Raw genomic sequence first — 16,602 nt, forward strand, 5'->3', positions numbered from 1 at the left:
TCCGAGAATGATCTTAGCAGCGTCGATGACAGATTAATCAATACCATCCAAGTCTTTCAAACGAGTTTCCAAGTCTTGAATCAAATCTCTTAAGACTGATTTATCAACTTGTTTCTCTTGACTCGATTGAGCGCCTCCAGCGAAAGCTACACTTCTACGGCTACGAGCTGGAGCCGTCACAGAACTTCCAGATAGCCCTTGTGGAGACTCTGGTGCTGTCGCATTTCCTGTTTCCCTATCTTGAGCAGATGGAGCAGTAGCTTGATCCGTCGAATCTCCTGAATGAGCTGGAATGCTTGGAGTAGTAGGCTGATCTTGGTTATTTGCATCGCTTTGACCGCCATCATCATTGATTGCACTAATTGCATTTGTTTTAGCATCGTTCAACTCTTTAGCTGCTTTATTTCGTTTAGCTTCGTCTAAGCTAATACTTGTAATAGCACCAACTGCTGTATCTTTCTTAGTTGTTACGTCTTGTGGTGAAGTAGCTCTATTAACTTCGGTTGTACCGTTCGTTTTAGCTGCTTCCACTTGTTGTTTCAACTTAGTTACGTCAGCTGGTAATAGATTCGCACTATCGATTTCTCTGTTTTTTCTATCAGCTTCCGCATTGATTGCACTAATTGCATTTGTTTTAGCATCGTTCAACTCTTTGATAGCATCTTCTTCTGCTTCAGTACGTGTTCTGGCATGCCACTGATTTGCAAGGAGCAACTCATTACCATCTAAAAATCTCATGCCAGCTGCATAAACTAATTTTTTAATATCATTATTCCCTCTTGTTTCAAAGGTAATTTTATATTTTCGATTAGAATTGGGAAGTTCAAAGTAAAATAAACGTCCTGTACTAGAATTTATGATTCTAAATTTCTCATCCGCACTACTACGTTCCTCTTGGCTCTGATAATCTCTGCGATAGGGATTTGTCCCTCTAGGTCCTTGAGTAGCTAACTGTGTCAAATTATCTGCCGGCAGTGGACGAATTCCAAAACGATTAGTAGCTCCAACATGTTGTGGAGTACCTTCTTTTTGTCTACCAAATTGTGCTTGACTAACTTTTAACAATGATAAAATGTCACTAGTATTTGGAGAATATGCTGTAGTACCACCACCCTGGTTAGAGATAGAAATCCCATCTGTACCATGTTTGAACTCTTGTCCAGATGGTACAGTAAACCACACCTGTGAATGACCTGGTAACGTCCTATATCCATTATTAAGTTCTAATTGCCAACGAAATCCATCGCTCGTTGATGTTACTGTATATTTGATATAATTTTCAGCCTCTGATACTGGTCGTGTTGCATTATTTCGAGGTGTTCTATCAGAATAATAGACATAAGTATACCTACCATACGGAGAATTTCCCTTGTTGCCTGATTTCTCAAAGTAACTTTCTTTTGCGTTTTTAAATTCCGCAGAGTAGTTTTCGCCAGCTCTTGCCGCCCTTGCAGATCTTCCACTATAGTTAGCATTACGAAAGTCAGAGTAGCCACCATCACGTGGTTGCGGGGTTACTCCTCCACCTGTAGTCTCTTCTCCATATTTTTCTTCCAGCACTCCTTCGATGAGGTCTCGGGATTTTTTCAGGTCGACTAGGGCAGCCGCAAAATCTTCTTGGCTGATGGTATCACCTTTAGAAAAGGCTTCATTGAACTTATCAGCTGCTGCTTTTGCTGCTTGGATTTTATCTTCCGACGCTCCGTACCGTCGAAGTTCCTTGGTGATATCCTCCAATTCCTTTTTTAGTCCATAGGCGCCGTTCTCACCTTCTGTCGTATTGGTGTAGGTTGGGAGTTCTCGTGGAGTAGATTGAGAGTTGGCTTCAGGTGCTGCTTCCTTTCCTGCATCAGTTGGACTAACTTGGTTTGCAGCTGGTTCAAGATCGATTGGCCCACCTCTTTTACGACGCTTGCCGCCAGTTGCTTGCTTGGTTGCAGTTCTGTTTGGTTCGACAAGCTTATTATTTGTCGAACTTGCTTCACCCAAGTCTGTCAATTTTGGTAGCGATGGCTCCAAGGCTTGATTGACCCGACGAGTCAGGTCTCCCATGAGTTTGACTTGCTCATCAACCTTCTCTTGCGTCGCATTTGGGTCGTCCAAAACTGCCTTAGCTGCTGCTAGACCTGCTTCCACTTCATCGTGGAGCGCTTTCATGGAGCTAAGAGTTAGTTTTTCCAACAAAGCTTGCAGATTGCCTTGGAGTGATTTAGCTTCTGTCGTTTTAGTGACAGATGTGGGCTGGTCTTGCTCTTTTTCTCTCTCTGATTGAGAAGTTTCTTGAGCAGCTGGTTTCGTCTCTGGTTTGGTAGGAGCAAGGTCAGCTGTTTCCTGCCCCTTACTAGCGTCCTCGGTTTTAGTCTCTGGAGAGTTTGACTCCCCTGTAGACTGGAGCTCAGCCGACGGTTCAGTCTGAGAGACCTTCTCTGGCTCTTCCCCATCTGACTCCTGTGGTTCCCCATCTGAATTTCCAGCAGATCCAGCAACTACATCACTGGCTGTTGCCGAAGATACCGCAGGTGCCTGCGCTTGCACCCCATTTGCAAAGAACATCAGAGCCGCAACCGCAACGCTAGCAGCCCCAAAATGGTATTTACGAATGGAATAACGGAAAATTTTCTCTCCATTACCATCATTCTTTTTCTTGAACATAAGTGAATCCTTTCCTCATCTGAGAGCTTCCCCGAGCTTAGAAAGCGCGCAAAAAGCCGACAGACGATAATATACAACTATATACTAACACTTCTGACATACAAATCAACCCCCTCGCTGACAAGATAGAGTCAGGAAAGACAAGAAAAAGCGGCAATATATATATTTATGCACAGACGTATAAAACCTTTTAATACATCCTATTTTTTAACAAATAGCGAAACAGTTATACTACATTTATATATGTACAACACCTTTTTGTGCCAACGTTACAATATTGTTACATTTTAATTACACAATCGTTTCAAGAAATATGATGGAAACCTGAGTATTTTATAGTAATTCCCTTCCTATCAATTAGGTCAACAGTTGAGTGTTGAGTGTTGAAACACCCTATCCTCAGCAAAGGACTATGATCAGCATTTCCTAGCCAATAGGGCGCTCCAAATCACCTATTCTAAGTCCATCACTAGCTTGGTCAGTAAGATACCTACGGCAAGGCGACGTTGACGTGGTTTGAAGAGATTTTCATTGAGTATAATTTTAACTTCTTATTTTTCATTCCTATTCCTTAAATAAAAAGCTCACTAAAAAAGTGAGCAACATTTCCAATGAGATACTTCTGTTGACGAGCGCGTCTCTCCGCCCCCTCATTGCCTTGCGAAGAGGCTTGGCGAATCGAAAGGAGGTGTTTTTTCCTGTTTTCAATTCTACTTATTTTTGCACATTTTTTTAATTTTATCAAACAAAAAAACGCAAGCCGAAGCCTGCGAAAAGTTTTTTTTATAACCATTTAATTTCTTTCACATCTGTTTTACGAACTTTAGCATATTTCTTAGCGCTTGTAAAATGTAGAGTAACCGGTTTAAACACTCCACATTTATCTCTTCGTAAACCTAAAATTGCGGATCTTTTGTTTCTATCTTCAAAAAATATGACGTCCAACTTCATAGTGTTTTTAGATAAATCTTTGGCTAGGATACAACAACTTGTTATCTTAGAATAGAAGATATCACCGATAAAACTATACAAAGATATCCTTTCTATAACATCGTTGTACATGGGATTATTTTTATATTCTTCCAAAATAAAAACACCAGCTTGAATAGCAGGTATTGTTTGACTAGCATAATCTCGTGTGATTTTGTGCAAGCCAAATAAGTGATGTAAATCAGTCAAGCAAAAATCTACTTCGAAAGTCTCTAAATGCTTATAATTCGTTGATACTTGACATGTTTTTCCATCGAATTTCTCTTGATAATCTAAAATACAATCAAGTAATTTCAACGACAAACTCCATATTTTCTCAAAATAAAAAAAGCACGGGGCAGTTCTCACTACTGCCCAAAGTGGATGATTAGAGTCGGCTTCTCTAACTCCCTATGTTGTGCTTATTAGGCTTATCGCAAGGGAACAGTTTTTAGCTCTGCCAAGCCACATAGCGTGCTTACTACTATGTGTCCATGTCTCCATGGATTGCCGAGCGGTTTAACGACGTTTTGGGAGTCGGGATAACGAGAAAAGTGATACTTTTACGTTTTTTCCAACTTAATTATGACATCTTTCTTTAAAAAAGTCAATATTTATCGCTTTCTTTAACGAAAAAAATCCCACAAGAACGAATCCTGTGGGGAGATACACATTTTAGAAAAGCTTTCCTTTATTCTATCATTTTTATTACATTTTATCATTCAGTATGATAAAATACAAGTTTTTTGATAAAATAACCAAAAACTACTCGCTATCCCTTCTCACATTACCCTACATATCGTTTGATATGCGACTGATAGTTCAGGGAAACTTCAAGGACAACTTTTCTCTCATCCCCTATGCAGGACTTACTATTTCATTTCTACTCCTATAGGCTCAATTTGACACTTTTCTTCTTCGAATTGCTCATATGCCTACTGAATAGTGAGTTCGATTTATCCAAATTTATTTTTGTCTATTTTGATGAACACTTCCACGAAGATAGTCTGAAAAAGAAGCCGCCCCAATTTTCCTTCTCTTTTTAAGCATATTATTCCAGATATGATTGCCCTCTTGTTCAGTAATAAATTGCGCTTTAAAGGCTTCAACCAGTATATCTCCTGTTGTCATATGTTCTAAAGAAAATTTTTCTACATATGGTTGAACATCTCTTAGGTTATTACTTCCTAATATCCCATTATGCTTTTTCGCTAAGGAAATAGAAGCCGCTTCTCCCTTACCAATAACCTTGTTACTATCATGATTTCTTGTTAAATTTCTATATAATGCGTATTCTTCAGTTCCAATGTCTATGCTCACAATCTCAGCTGAACCCTTAGCTACTAACTGGTCTATCCTAGATTTTAAATGGGGGATTGTAGGTATATTGATTTCATCATACACCTCTTGTGGAATAACAATTTTACCCGAATAGAGCTTTTCTAAAAGATGTTCAGTGCCAACCCATAAAAATGCTGAAATACAATCTGTATCAATAAATACACGACTAGTCAAACGACAACTCCCCCTCTTCATCTAGCCCATATACAATATCATATCTGAAAGCATCTAGTAGCAGTTCCTCATACTTCCCTTGCGAAATTCTGTTATTTTCTAAAAGTTGTTCAGTCGATTTAATATAGTGTCCTAATACCATTTCCTTTTTACTTTCTGACAAAGGACGATATAAACTTGTATCATATCCTAATCTTGAAGCTGTCTCTATAACACTAATATCCATATTTTTAATTTCTTCTGCATCAAGGTATCCATCATTCCGCAATCTATATAACATAGCTTTATGACTGATACCATAAAACTGACCCAATTTTATAATATCTTCTACTTCAAGATGAGTTCTATTAGCATTTTCTCTGATTTCCTCAACCATCCTATACAGTGAAGATGGGGAAACTAAAAAATATGAAGCAAACTGATCCGCTTTTCTTTCAGTTTCATCTCCTTCACCAATCAAGATAAGACTGACTGAACTCTTCTTCACCTCATCATAATAAAGATGATACAGTTCATGTGCTAAAGAAAATCCTTGTCTTCCTAATGACATGTCTGAATTGATTACAATGAGACTTGACTGAGTTCCTTTATAACAGACTCCGCTAATATTCTTTCCGAGTCCATAAAATACCAGCGTCAAATTCTCTATCTTTTGTACCAATTTAAAAATATCTATCGGCGCTTCACCGTCAGCTCCCAACTTTTTTCTAAGATTTGAAGCTTTATTACTTAAATCCATTTTATCAATCATTTATTTTGTCTCCAATAGCTGATCTATCTCAAATTGATTCAATACAATTTTATTGATTTTCGCTAAAACTTTAAGATCTTGGTCTACTATTTTATTTTTTCTAAACGATATTACACACTGTTGTTCAGCTTGTTCGCCAAACAAAAGATATTCAACCGTACAGCAAAACAGGGCAGATAGTTTCTCAATAACATCCGACGTGATATTCCTTTCACCTTTTTCCATTTTGGCAATCATGCTTTGATTCAAAGACAAATATTCAGCAATCTTATCTTGAGTAAGATTTGAAGATATTCTAAGTTCTTTTATTCTTTTTCCAACATCACATACATTTATCATATTCATACACCTCTCATAAAAAGAATAGCACACTCTTGTCATAAAGTCAATTTTTTAAATAAAAAAATTATGACAAAACAAGGAAGCAATTTATTGATACTGCTTAAAAATCCAAAATTGATGATAGTAAACCTATTTGATGAGTTCCTATCAAAAATCGTATCTTCAACCTCAAAACAGTACTTAAAGCTATCCGACTCGGTTTAGATTTTATTTGAGCATAGCTTTCTAGTTTGCTTTTTGATTTTTATTTAATATAATAGCAAAAATTGAAGGAAATATCTCCACAAGAAAACGCATACTATTAAGCTTTTTCAAGACCTAATAATATGCGCTGTTCTGATTTGAAAGACATTCCATTATTATTTTACTGTTATCAAGCCTTCAGGCTCGACTGTAAATTCTGGTCTGTCTGCTATCGTGCCATCTTCTTTAAGGTAATACCAGCCATCATTTGACTTGACAAAGACATTGGAAACCATATCCCCATTTTGACTATCAAGATAGTACCAAGTCTCCTTGTACTTGACCCAACCTGTTTTCATAGCACCTTCTCCATCGAAATAGTACCACTTCTCAGCGATTTTCTTCCAGCCTGTCGCCATTTCGCCTGACTGGTCAAACCAGTACCAGTTGCCGTCTGTGTGCTTCTTCCAGCGGTCTGCAAGCATATAGCCTGAACCGTCAAAGTAATACCAGGTACCATTGACTTTCTCAAACTTATCTTTTGGATAAGAACCGTCTGAGTGTACATACCAGGTGCCAGTATCGTTCTGTTGCCATCCTGCTTCAATCGTCAAGCCGTTTTCAACATCCTGCTTAAACTTCTCACGGCTAATACCCCATTTGGCAAGATAAGGATAGGGGTCAATGTGATCTGAGTTATTATCGGGTTGGTTATTGGTGCAGTATTCGTGTGTCTTGATACCTGCCAAGTCGTCTGTATCAAGTGTTTTCGGTATACCAGCTTCATCCGCTAGATTGCGCAAGAGTTCGATATAGAGACGATAGTCAATCAGAAACTCTTCTTTTGATTCATGGCTTTCAATCAGTTCAACTTGTGCATAACCTTCTGCATTCCAACCACCCCCAACGTCCCAGGCACCATTATCAACAGGTCCTACCTGCATAACACGACCATTACCGACTACGTGAGAAAAGAAGCCCAATTCAGGATCTTTTCTGTAATGGTAGTCAGCCTCATTTTGCACCGTTGAGTTACGGTTGCCTGTGGAATGGGCATGAACTTGCCTATATGGTTGCACGCCGACTTGAGGCAAATCTGTTCTTAATTTACTCACATCAATTTCCATATTTTACTCCTTATCAATTAAAACAACTTATTTTTTACAATCCAGAGCTAGAAACTCCTTTATTTCTACCTCATAAAGAATACAATCCTAGTCACGATTGGGCTTGTAGATAGAACTTCAAAACGCACTATTTTGACACTGTAAATAGGACTGATAAGGTCTGCATCCTATCTACAATAACACCCCAGACTAAAAAGCTTTTCAAAAGTATATTTTTACAGTCTCTATATGTCCTTTTCATAAATACTATACTTTATTATATCATATAAAAGAAGTCAAAAGTCTGTTAAACTATTTTCAAGACCAAACTAAAGATAACAGCACAAGTTTTTTCGATTTTCACTAGAGGAAATGGATTTTATTAGCAAATACAGCTAGGAGAGCACTTTGGTTGCCAAGATGGCCTTACCTTCTTTTATCAAGGGGTGACGGAATAGTGAGAAGTACAGTTGAACTGTCATGGCAACCCAGATAAGAGGTTCACAAAGGATAACACCCTTATATCCTGCCCAAGGAATAATCAAAACCACAAAAACGATTTTTCCGATTAGTTCAATAAAGCTAGAAACTAGAGGAAGGATCTTCTGCCCCAAGCCCTGCAAGCAATTGCGATAAATCAACAAGAGGCTCAAAATGGGATAAAAGGCTGAACTGATTTGCAGATAGAGACTTCCATTTTCTATCAAGTAACCATCTGTCGAACTAGCCAAGAAGGAAACCAAGGCTGGACTGGCAAAAAAGAGGAAAATACAAACAAAAACTGCCCAGGATATACTTAAACGACTGCCGATTCGAAGACCTTGAACAATGCGGTCAGGTCGCTTAGCTCCTAGATTCTGAGAAGCAAAGGTCGTCATTGATGCAGAAATAGCGGTCATAGGAAGAAGGGCAAAGGTCATAATGCGTCGAGCTGCCGTCTGGGCACTAATAATCACTGCACCAAAGGTATTGACAGAAAACTGTAAAATCACACTGCCGATAGATACAATTGAACTCATCAAGCCCATAGCCAAACCTTGCTCCAAGAGATCCGCGTACAAGCTTTTGTCCCATTTGAAATGTTTAAACTGTGGCAAGAGTTCTGGCACACTTTTACGAATATAATAAAAGCAGAGAACCGCTGATAAACCTTGCGAAATAATGGTAGCAAGTCCCGCGGATTGAACTCCCAGATGCAATTGCGTAATAAAATAGAGATCCAGAACCACATTAACCAGAGCAGAGAAAATCAGAAAACCAAGCGCAGCTAGACTGTCCCCAATAGACCGCAACAAACCTGCAAAGAGATTATAAGCAAAGCTGACACCAACACAGGTCACAATCATAGAAATATATTGATAGGATTGGGGAAGGATTTCTACAGGGGTATCTAGGTATTGTAAAAGAGGATAGAGACCAAGAAAGCCCAGTAGCATCACTACAATACTCAACAGAGCTCCTAAAATCCAGGTGGCTGCTACTGCTTCCTTTATTTTAGTGAAATTTCGAGCCCCATAATAACGGGCAATGACAATCCCCATCCCATTGCCAACACTAAGAGTAAAACCTACAATCAGGTCAAAAATCGCTGTCGTCGCCCCTACCGCTGCCAAGGAGTCTTGTCCAAGAAAACGTCCAACAATCAAGACATCAGCAGTGTTATAGAGTTGCTGAAAGATATTAGACAGCAAGATTGGGAAGGCAAAACTCAAGAGAGAAGGAAGAATCGGACCATGTATCAGGTCCACTGTTCGTTTTTTATTCATAAGGCTATTACATCAGCTTTCTAGTGGAGCCACAAGAAACAGTAAACTATAGTCAATCTGAAATCTTGAATCAAAAATCGAAAAAGTAGCGGATTTCTCCACTACTTTAACAGCTTATTCTTCAATTTCGATTTCAAGTTCATCGCCTAGGTCAAGTGTCACTTCTTCATTCACAGAATCTGCTTGAACTGCTTCATCTTTTTTGTTTTCAGTATCTTGTTCTGAAGCTTCTTCTCCATCAATCAAGCCAAATTTAGAACGGACTTGCTTATCAATTTCATCAAAGATTTCTGGGTGCTCTGCCAAATATTTCTTAGAATTCTCAGAACCCTGACCGATTTTTTCATCCTTGTAAGAATACCAAGCTCCTGCTTTTTTGATAATATCCAAGTCGCTTGCAATCTTCAAGAGTTCACCAGTCTTAGAAATTCCTTCTCCGTACATAATTTCAACTACGGTTTCCTTAAACGGTGGAGCTACCTTATTTTTTACAACCTTAATCTTAGTTTCTTTACCGACATTGGTTTCTTTTTGGTCACCAGTTCCCTTAATTTGTGTGTTACCACGAACATCTAAGCGGACTGAAGCATAGAATTTCAAAGCACGTCCGCCAGGTGTTGTTTCTGGATTTCCAAACATGACCCCAACTTTTTCACGCAATTGGTTGATAAAGATAGCAATTGTTTTGGTTTTATTGATAGAAGCACCAAGTTTACGCATGGCCTGACTCATCATACGGGCCTGCAAACCAACGTGGCTATCACCGATATCTCCATCAATCTCCGCACGAGGTACAAGGGCAGCAACTGAGTCGACCACGACAAGATCTACAGCACCTGAGTCAATCAATTTTCCTGCAATTTCAAGACCTTGCTCTCCTGAGTCTGGTTGTGACAAGAGCAATTCGTCAATGTTAACACCAAGGGCCGCAGCATAAGCTGGGTCAAGGGCATGCTCCGCATCGATAAAGGCTGCAATCCCACCTTCTTTTTGCGCTTGCGCAACTGCATGAAGGGCAACCGTTGTCTTACCAGATGACTCTGGCCCATAGATTTCGATGATACGTCCCTTAGGATAACCACCTGAACCAAGGGCAATGTCAAGAGCCAAGGAACCTGAGCTCATCACTTGCACCTTTTGCTCCGCACGTTCACCCAAACGCATGATTGAACCCTTACCAAAGTCTTTCTCAATCAGTTTAAGAGCGTCATTCAAGGCTTTTTCACGTTCTGCCCCAAATTTTTTTGAAATTTCTTCTAATTTTTTTGGTTTTTTCGCCATTCTATTCTCCTGCATTCTAATGATCCTCAGACCTGTCTACTATTATATCAAAAGTTAGTCACTTAATAAAGCCTTGCGAACTAGGTTAAAGGCATGCATAACAGCAATGTGACGTACATCTGCTCGACTTCTGCCTCCAATATTCACCTTGATGACCTCAGTTCCTTGCTCCTGTGCCAATCCTATGTAAACTGTCCCAGCTGGGTGTCCTTCGAGGCTATCTGGTCCTGCCACCCCAGTCAAACTAATGCCAAAATCTGACTGTGTCTTGCTTCGTGCCTGCTCAGCCATCTTCTGAGCTGTAAATTCAGACACCACACCCTGTTCTTCCAAATCCTTGACAGGAATATCCAACATCTTTGATTTTTCCTCCAAGCTATAGGTCACAAAACCACCCTTAAATATACTGGAAGCACCTGAAAAATCCGCTACATTGGCTTGGAAAAGCCCTGCCGTTAAACTCTCTGCAGCCGTGATGGTTTTCCCTTGTTTTTTCAGTTCTTCTACCACAATACTGGCCAAGCTGGACTCTTCCCCATAACCATAACAAAGGTCTCGTAAAGAAAGGCTTTCGAAAGTCTGACAGTTCAAGATTTTATTTTCCAAAACATCCAACGCTTGATTCGCCTCTTCTTGACTGCTAGCCTTTGTTGACAGACGCAAGGTTACCTCTCCTGTCTTGGCATAAGGTGCCAAGGTCGGATCGGTCTGATTATCAATTAAATCAGCCAAAATCGTAACCAACTGGCTCTCGCCAATCCCAAAGAAACGAAGAACTCGGGAATACAACTTGCTCCCTGTCATCAACTTAGGTAGAAGTTGGTTTAAGACCATGGGTTTCAATTCACTTGGCGGACCAGGAAGGACGACATAGGTCACTCCTTCGACTTCTAATACTCCGCCCACAGCCAGTCCTGTTTCGTTTGGCAGCGGAGTCGCTCCTTCTACAAGTTGAGCTTGTCTTTCGTTATTCGGTGTTCGGGCATAGTCTGGTCTCTGGGCAAAAAAGACATCCAACTTCTCCTGCGCCTGAGGGTCAAAGACTAATTCTTTCCCTAAAAATTTAGCCAGAGTTTGTTTGGTCAAATCGTCCTCAGTCGGCCCCAAACCACCTGTCAAAATCACCAGACTGCTACGTTGACTGGCAATCTCAAGCAGGGATAAGAGACGGGCTTCGTTGTCTCCTACAGCCGTCTGAAAATATATGTCTACCCCAATCTCTGCTAGTTTTTCTGATAAAAACTGGGCATTGGTGTTGACAATCTGTCCTGTCAAAATCTCTGTTCCAACAGCAATGATTTCTGCTTTCATGTTTCCTCCTACCTATCTATTCGTATTTTTTTGAAAAAATCGCAGGAAATTTCCTACGATTGATTTTTTATTTGTATCAAAAGTTAATTATCTTCATCACCAACAGGTGCTCTGGCAAATAAATCTTCAAATAAGACCGCATTGGTTTCAAGCTGAGTGACTTCTTCTTGTCCCAAAGAACGTCGGAGTAGATTTTGCATTTCCAACATATGTGCTCTCGAAACAATCTGGTAAGAAACACCTTGAAGCATCTCTCCTTCACCCTGCAACTGCTGAGTTTCAATAGTTTTAAATGAATCTTTATAGCCTAGCAAGTTAGGGATACTTTTTGCAGACAAATCAATATTGGTCTGCATATTGTCACTCAAAGCTTTTAGAATCTCTTGATAATGACCAACGCTATTTAAACTGAGAGCTTTTTCCATGACTTTTTGAATAACTTCACGTTGACGTTTTTGACGACCATAATCCCCCTCAGGATCTTGGTAACGCATTCGTGCATAGACTAGGGCTTCTTCTCCCCCAATATGTTGCTCCCCAACACCGATAGAAATGGTATTAAATTCTTCTTGGTCACTGATAGAAATTGGGAACCCTAGGGTATTATTGACTGTAATACCACCTACTGCATCCACTAGTTTTTGCAACCCTTTCATATTGACCATCACATAGCGATCAATATGGATATTCATCATTTTTTGAATGGTTTCTATAGCAAGCTCTGCTCCACCATCTGCATATGCTGAATTCAGTTTCGCTTCATGAGCCTGACCATTCCCTGATTCAATGCGGGTCAGAATATCCCGCTCTAAACTCATCATTGTTGTTTTTTTCGTTTTAGGATTCACTGTCATCAAGATCATGCTATCACTTCTACCGACCCAAGTTTCAGTTCGTTCAGCATTTCCGGTGTCCACTCCCATTAACAGAATGGTTAGAGGTTCAGTCGCTTCAATAACCTTGGTTTCTTCGCCGATTTTTTTATAGGTTTTAGCTAAGGTTTCTGTCCCTTGTTGATAAATAGTATAAGCAAAAATACCTGCTCCTACTACAGTTACAGAAAGTAAAGCTAGCACCATTCCAATAATTTTTTTAACCATATTTCTACTAATCTATCAGTTTACCCATCAAGTAAACATCGATAAATTTCCCTTCTTCTATATATGCTCCACGCTCTTGGCGACCTTCAATTACAAAGCCATGCTTTTGATACAGATGAACTGCTGCTTGATTACGAGTTTGGACAGTCAGCTGGAGACGACGCAGAATGCCACTTGCTTGTGCCCACTCTATCGCTTCTTCTAGCAACAAACTTCCCAATCCATTATTCCAATATCTTTTTCCAATCACAATGAAGAGATCTCCAATATGATGGACTCTCTTGCGCTGGTCAGCTGTAATATTTACAATACCAGCAATTTTATCATTTAAGAATGCAAGTAAGGTTATCTGATTGTCCGAACTAGCTTGCTTGTTGAGGAATACTTCCATCTCCTCACTGGTCAAGAGAATACCATCTCCGTCTAAGCTGGTAAAATCTGTCTCCAAACTTACACGATTTAAAAAGGCCACTAATTCAGCTGCATCTTTAGGCTCTGCTTCCCTAATGAGCAATTCATACTCCATGTTGAAGCTCCTCTAAAAGCTTTTCTGCACGCAAACCCTTTGCTTGAAAATGTAATCTGCGACCGTCTTCTTCTTTTAGAATTTCCAACTCTAAATAAGTATCTGGCAAGGCATCTCCTAAGAGATTTCCCCACTCAATAACAGTCACGCCTCCACCAAAGAGAAACTCATCCAAGTCGATAGAATCCGCATCTCCTTCAATTCGATAAACATCTAGGTGATAAAGTGGCAGTCTGCCTTCATACTCTCTTACGATAGTATAGGTGGGACTTTTAATCATTTGAGAAATCTGTAAACCTTTAGCAAGTCCCTTAGTAAAGGTCGTTTTACCTGCACCCAGTTCTCCAGTTAAGATTAAAACATCATTCTTTTCTAATAGATGACCCAAACGCTCCCCTAAGGCTTGCAGCTCTTCTTCATTTTTTGTGTACATACTCTTATTATACCAAAAACTTTTCTTTTGTGTCTATTTTCCTGCTAAACTTATACTCAATGAAAATCAAAGAGCAAACTAGGAAGCTAGCCGCAGGCTGTACTTGAGTACGGCAAGGCGACGCTGACGTAGTTTGAAGAGATTTTCGAAGAGTATTACCATCATAACATCCATAAAAACAAGCTTTCTCTAAAAGAAAATGAGCGTAGCAATGACCAATACAAGATCTCGGAAAATATGACCATAAAAGGAAACTTCCTTCTTGACCGAATTTGGGACAAGATAGGCTGCAAAAAACAAACCCAGTCCAATATACATCAGAAGTGAGACAATGGTCATTGGATTTCTTAAGAAGAGAAGTGTGGCTAAAATAGTCACCAACACTGTCTTTTTTCTATCTAGCATAGCAAGTAAATCGCGCATGTATTTTTTCAAGGGTAAAAAAATCAGCAAATCTAGTCCAAATAGGAAAAAGAAGGATGGCAATAAAAAGTCAACTAATTCTTGCTGCAGCGTATTTTTGATGAACAAGTTATCTGACAGGACAAGAACAGCCCCTAACAAATTAATTAAAAGTAACATACTGTAAAAAAGCTTCACCGACTTCTTACTGGCTAGGACACTATGGACTTCTTGCTTACGGGTATAAAGATAATTTACTCCAGCACAGATTCCTGAAACGAAGACCATACTTCCGATGAAAAAAGCTGTACTTTGTTTAAAGGACAAGATGCATTCCTTCCATAGGAAACAGCTACTCAAACTGATTTGAATTAAAGCTAACAAAAATAAGATTCTCATTGATTTCATCTTTTATCTCCCTTCCTACCAATCATTATACTAGGAGAAAAGAGAGAACTGTTTTCAATCTTCTCAAATGTCTCTTTTAGACGCTAAACAAACATGAGAGACTACTACTCAATGAAAATCANNACTGTTTTGAGGTTGCAGATAGAGCTGACGTGGTTTGAAAAGATTTTCGAAGAGTATAAAGTCGCAACAACTGTGTCAATTGCACCAATTTAGTAAGAAAGTATAAAAAAAGAACACCCCGAAAGGTGCTCTGTATAAGTATAGTAATTCTTTCGAATTAACGTTTACTAAATTGTGATGCTTTACGAGCTTTCTTAAGACCTGGTTTCTTACGTTCAACTTTACGTGAGTCACGTGTAAGAAGTCCTGCACGTTTCAATGAATCGCGGAAGTCTGGGTCTACTTGAAGAAGGGCACGAGCGATACCGTGACGGATAGCTCCTGATTGACCAGCGTATCCACCACCTACAACGTTAACGAAAACGTCGTATGAACCTACAGTTGAAGTAACTGCAAATGGTTGGTTGATGACAAGACGAAGGTCAGCGTGTGGGATGTACTCTTCAACATCTTTTTTGTTAACAGTGATTTTACCAGTTCCTGGAACAAGGCGAACGCGTGCAACAGCGTTTTTACGACGTCCAGTACCTGCATATTGTGCTTGTGACATACTTTATTGTTCCTTTCCTTAGATAAGTCCTGAAATATCAAGAACTTCTGGTTGTTGTGCAGCATGAGTGTGCTCAGCTCCAACAAATACTTTCAACTTCATACCTTGAGCGCGTCCAAGAGTATTGTGTGGAAGCATACCTTTAACTGATTTCTCGATCAAACGTACTGCATTTTTAGAACGAAGTTCACCTGCAGAGATTTGTTTCAATCCACCTGGGTGGTTTGAGTGAGTGTAGTAGATTTTATCAGTTGCTTTTTTACCAGTCAATTTAACTTTTTCAGCATTGATAACAATCACAAAGTCACCTGTATCAGTGTGTGGTGTAAATGTTGGTTTGTTTTTTCCGCGAAGTACGCTAGCAACTACTGCAGAAAGACGTCCAAGTGGTACATCAGTTGCGTCAACTACGTACCATTTACGTTCAACTTGGCCTGGTTTAGCCATAAATGTTGTTTTGTTCATGATTTCTCCTATATATAGTTCGATTTTTGTTTACGGTGATGGGTGTTCCTTCCCATCGAAAAGTATTTGGAAGGTTCCGGGGCCTTTCAAATGGGGTAAACAATACCGCCTACTATCATACCAAATTTCACCCCTAAAAGTCAATAGATATGAAAAATATTTTTCGGTAACTTCTCAAAGTAACTGAAAGTTATATAATCAAGTTAATTTGGGAATTTACCTATTAACTTCGATAGATTTTTGGAATTTTTTTCCTTATTTTTCCCTGTAGCTAAAATCCTTTTCAAAAAATCACCTTTTCTTGATTTTTAATCCTATTTGCTGTATGATAAGGGAAAAGAAAGGGGGCAAAAATATGGCTTTTACCAATACCCAGATGCGGTCGGCTAGTTTTGGCATTGTTACCAGCTTGCCTGATGACATCATTGACTCTTTTTGGTATATTATTGACCACTTCTTAAAAAATGTCTTTGAATTGGAAGAAGAACTCGAGTTTCAATTGCTTAATAACCAAGGAAAAATTACCTTTCACTTCTCAAGTCAACACCTCCCTACAGCCATTGATTTTGACTTTAACCATCCCTTTGACCCTCTTTATCCCCCAAGAGTACTGGTTTTAGACATGGACGGTAGAGAGACTATCCTCCTCCCAGAAGAAAATGACCTATTTTAATACTCAATGAAAATCAAAGAGTAAACTAGGAAGCTAGCCGCAGGTT

General features: G+C 39.4%; 15 protein-coding genes and 1 pseudogene. 1 reads left to right on the top strand and 15 read right to left on the bottom strand.

Features of this window, described 5'->3' with window-relative positions; all coding sequences use genetic code 11:
* Positions 1-33: 33 nt before the first annotated feature.
* The 15 genes and pseudogenes from HT723_RS11360 to rplM form a co-directional block, all read right to left on the bottom strand.
* The gene (locus tag HT723_RS11360) at positions 34-2,652 is read right to left on the bottom strand and encodes a YSIRK-type signal peptide-containing protein (protein ID WP_240154927.1); all 2,619 of its coding nucleotides are present in this window, start codon (positions 2,650-2,652) and stop codon (positions 34-36) included.
* A gap of 783 nt (positions 2,653-3,435) precedes the next feature.
* Positions 3,436-3,990, bottom strand: a complete 555-nt coding sequence (locus HT723_RS00630) for a PBECR4 domain-containing protein (RefSeq protein WP_345890225.1) — start codon at positions 3,988-3,990, stop codon at positions 3,436-3,438.
* A 723-nt stretch (positions 3,991-4,713) separates the two neighbouring features.
* A pseudogene (locus tag HT723_RS00635) lies at positions 4,714-5,136 on the bottom strand (hypothetical protein); the annotation flags it as partial.
* Positions 5,129-5,875, bottom strand: coding sequence for an ImmA/IrrE family metallo-endopeptidase (locus tag HT723_RS00640; RefSeq protein ID WP_306345051.1), 747 nt, complete (start codon positions 5,873-5,875; stop codon positions 5,129-5,131). The gene HT723_RS00640 and the pseudogene HT723_RS00635, both read right to left, overlap by 8 nt.
* A 12-nt stretch (positions 5,876-5,887) precedes the next feature.
* On the bottom strand, positions 5,888-6,232 hold the full coding sequence (locus tag HT723_RS11770) for a helix-turn-helix transcriptional regulator (RefSeq protein WP_001056000.1): 345 nt from the start codon (positions 6,230-6,232) through the stop codon (positions 5,888-5,890).
* Positions 6,233-6,588: 356 nt separating this feature from the next.
* Positions 6,589-7,539, bottom strand: a complete 951-nt coding sequence (locus HT723_RS00650; RefSeq protein WP_119946551.1) for an N-acetylmuramoyl-L-alanine amidase family protein — start codon at positions 7,537-7,539, stop codon at positions 6,589-6,591.
* Positions 7,540-7,913: 374 nt separating this feature from the next.
* Positions 7,914-9,284: an MATE family efflux transporter gene (locus HT723_RS00655; protein ID WP_172934443.1), complete on the bottom strand. Its 1,371-nt coding sequence runs from the start codon at positions 9,282-9,284 to the stop codon at positions 7,914-7,916.
* A gap of 114 nt (positions 9,285-9,398) precedes the next feature.
* Positions 9,399-10,565, bottom strand: a complete 1,167-nt coding sequence (gene recA / locus HT723_RS00660) for a recombinase RecA (RefSeq protein WP_001085465.1) — start codon at positions 10,563-10,565, stop codon at positions 9,399-9,401.
* A 54-nt stretch (positions 10,566-10,619) separates the two neighbouring features.
* Positions 10,620-11,876 (bottom strand): competence/damage-inducible protein A, encoded by a 1,257-nt coding sequence (locus HT723_RS00665; RefSeq protein ID WP_100104633.1) that lies wholly within the window; start codon positions 11,874-11,876, stop codon positions 10,620-10,622.
* Between the two features lie 83 nt (positions 11,877-11,959).
* Complete coding sequence (locus HT723_RS00670) at positions 11,960-12,976, bottom strand: LCP family protein (protein WP_100104634.1); 1,017 nt, start codon at positions 12,974-12,976, stop codon at positions 11,960-11,962.
* A gap of 7 nt (positions 12,977-12,983) precedes the next feature.
* Complete coding sequence (locus HT723_RS00675) at positions 12,984-13,502, bottom strand: GNAT family N-acetyltransferase (RefSeq protein WP_172934444.1); 519 nt, start codon at positions 13,500-13,502, stop codon at positions 12,984-12,986.
* Entirely contained in the window at positions 13,492-13,935 is a 444-nt protein-coding gene (tsaE, locus tag HT723_RS00680; protein ID WP_000288239.1) for a tRNA (adenosine(37)-N6)-threonylcarbamoyltransferase complex ATPase subunit type 1 TsaE, read from the bottom strand. Before tsaE ends, HT723_RS00675 begins: the two co-directional genes overlap by 11 nt.
* Positions 13,936-14,124: 189 nt before the next feature.
* Positions 14,125-14,745, bottom strand: coding sequence for a hypothetical protein (locus tag HT723_RS00685; RefSeq protein ID WP_100104637.1), 621 nt, complete (start codon positions 14,743-14,745; stop codon positions 14,125-14,127).
* Positions 14,746-15,025: 280 nt separating this feature from the next.
* Positions 15,026-15,418, bottom strand: a complete 393-nt coding sequence (rpsI, locus tag HT723_RS00690; RefSeq protein ID WP_000075973.1) for a 30S ribosomal protein S9 — start codon at positions 15,416-15,418, stop codon at positions 15,026-15,028.
* 18 nt (positions 15,419-15,436) lie between these two features.
* Entirely contained in the window at positions 15,437-15,883 is a 447-nt protein-coding gene (rplM, locus tag HT723_RS00695; RefSeq protein WP_001044624.1) for a 50S ribosomal protein L13, read from the bottom strand.
* Between the two features lie 355 nt (positions 15,884-16,238).
* Between rplM and HT723_RS00700 the strand changes: the two genes are divergently transcribed.
* Complete coding sequence (locus HT723_RS00700; protein WP_172925586.1) at positions 16,239-16,556, top strand: DUF960 domain-containing protein; 318 nt, start codon at positions 16,239-16,241, stop codon at positions 16,554-16,556.
* The last annotated feature ends 46 nt before the right edge of the window (positions 16,557-16,602 follow it).

The organism is Streptococcus sp. 2106 (assembly GCF_013277315.1).
GTDB classification, from domain to species: Bacteria; Bacillota; Bacilli; order Lactobacillales; family Streptococcaceae; genus Streptococcus; species Streptococcus pseudopneumoniae.

Coding starts and splice junctions, on each gene's coding strand:
- HT723_RS11360 (WP_240154927.1), bottom strand. CDS start 2,652: ATGTTCAAGAAAAAGAATGATGGTAATGGAGAGAAAATTTTCCGTTAT.
- HT723_RS00640 (WP_306345051.1), bottom strand. CDS start 5,875: ATGGATTTAAGTAATAAAGCTTCAAATCTTAGAAAAAAGTTGGGAGCT.
- HT723_RS11770 (WP_001056000.1), bottom strand. CDS start 6,232: ATGAATATGATAAATGTATGTGATGTTGGAAAAAGAATAAAAGAACTT.
- HT723_RS00650 (WP_119946551.1), bottom strand. CDS start 7,539: ATGGAAATTGATGTGAGTAAATTAAGAACAGATTTGCCTCAAGTCGGC.
- HT723_RS00655 (WP_172934443.1), bottom strand. CDS start 9,284: ATGAATAAAAAACGAACAGTGGACCTGATACATGGTCCGATTCTTCCT.
- recA (WP_001085465.1), bottom strand. CDS start 10,565: ATGGCGAAAAAACCAAAAAAATTAGAAGAAATTTCAAAAAAATTTGGG.
- HT723_RS00665 (WP_100104633.1), bottom strand. CDS start 11,876: ATGAAAGCAGAAATCATTGCTGTTGGAACAGAGATTTTGACAGGACAG.
- HT723_RS00670 (WP_100104634.1), bottom strand. CDS start 12,976: ATGGTTAAAAAAATTATTGGAATGGTGCTAGCTTTACTTTCTGTAACT.
- HT723_RS00675 (WP_172934444.1), bottom strand. CDS start 13,502: ATGGAGTATGAATTGCTCATTAGGGAAGCAGAGCCTAAAGATGCAGCT.
- tsaE (WP_000288239.1), bottom strand. CDS start 13,935: ATGTACACAAAAAATGAAGAAGAGCTGCAAGCCTTAGGGGAGCGTTTG.
- HT723_RS00685 (WP_100104637.1), bottom strand. CDS start 14,745: ATGAAATCAATGAGAATCTTATTTTTGTTAGCTTTAATTCAAATCAGT.
- rpsI (WP_000075973.1), bottom strand. CDS start 15,418: ATGTCACAAGCACAATATGCAGGTACTGGACGTCGTAAAAACGCTGTT.
- rplM (WP_001044624.1), bottom strand. CDS start 15,883: ATGAACAAAACAACATTTATGGCTAAACCAGGCCAAGTTGAACGTAAA.
- HT723_RS00700 (WP_172925586.1), top strand. CDS start 16,239: ATGGCTTTTACCAATACCCAGATGCGGTCGGCTAGTTTTGGCATTGTT.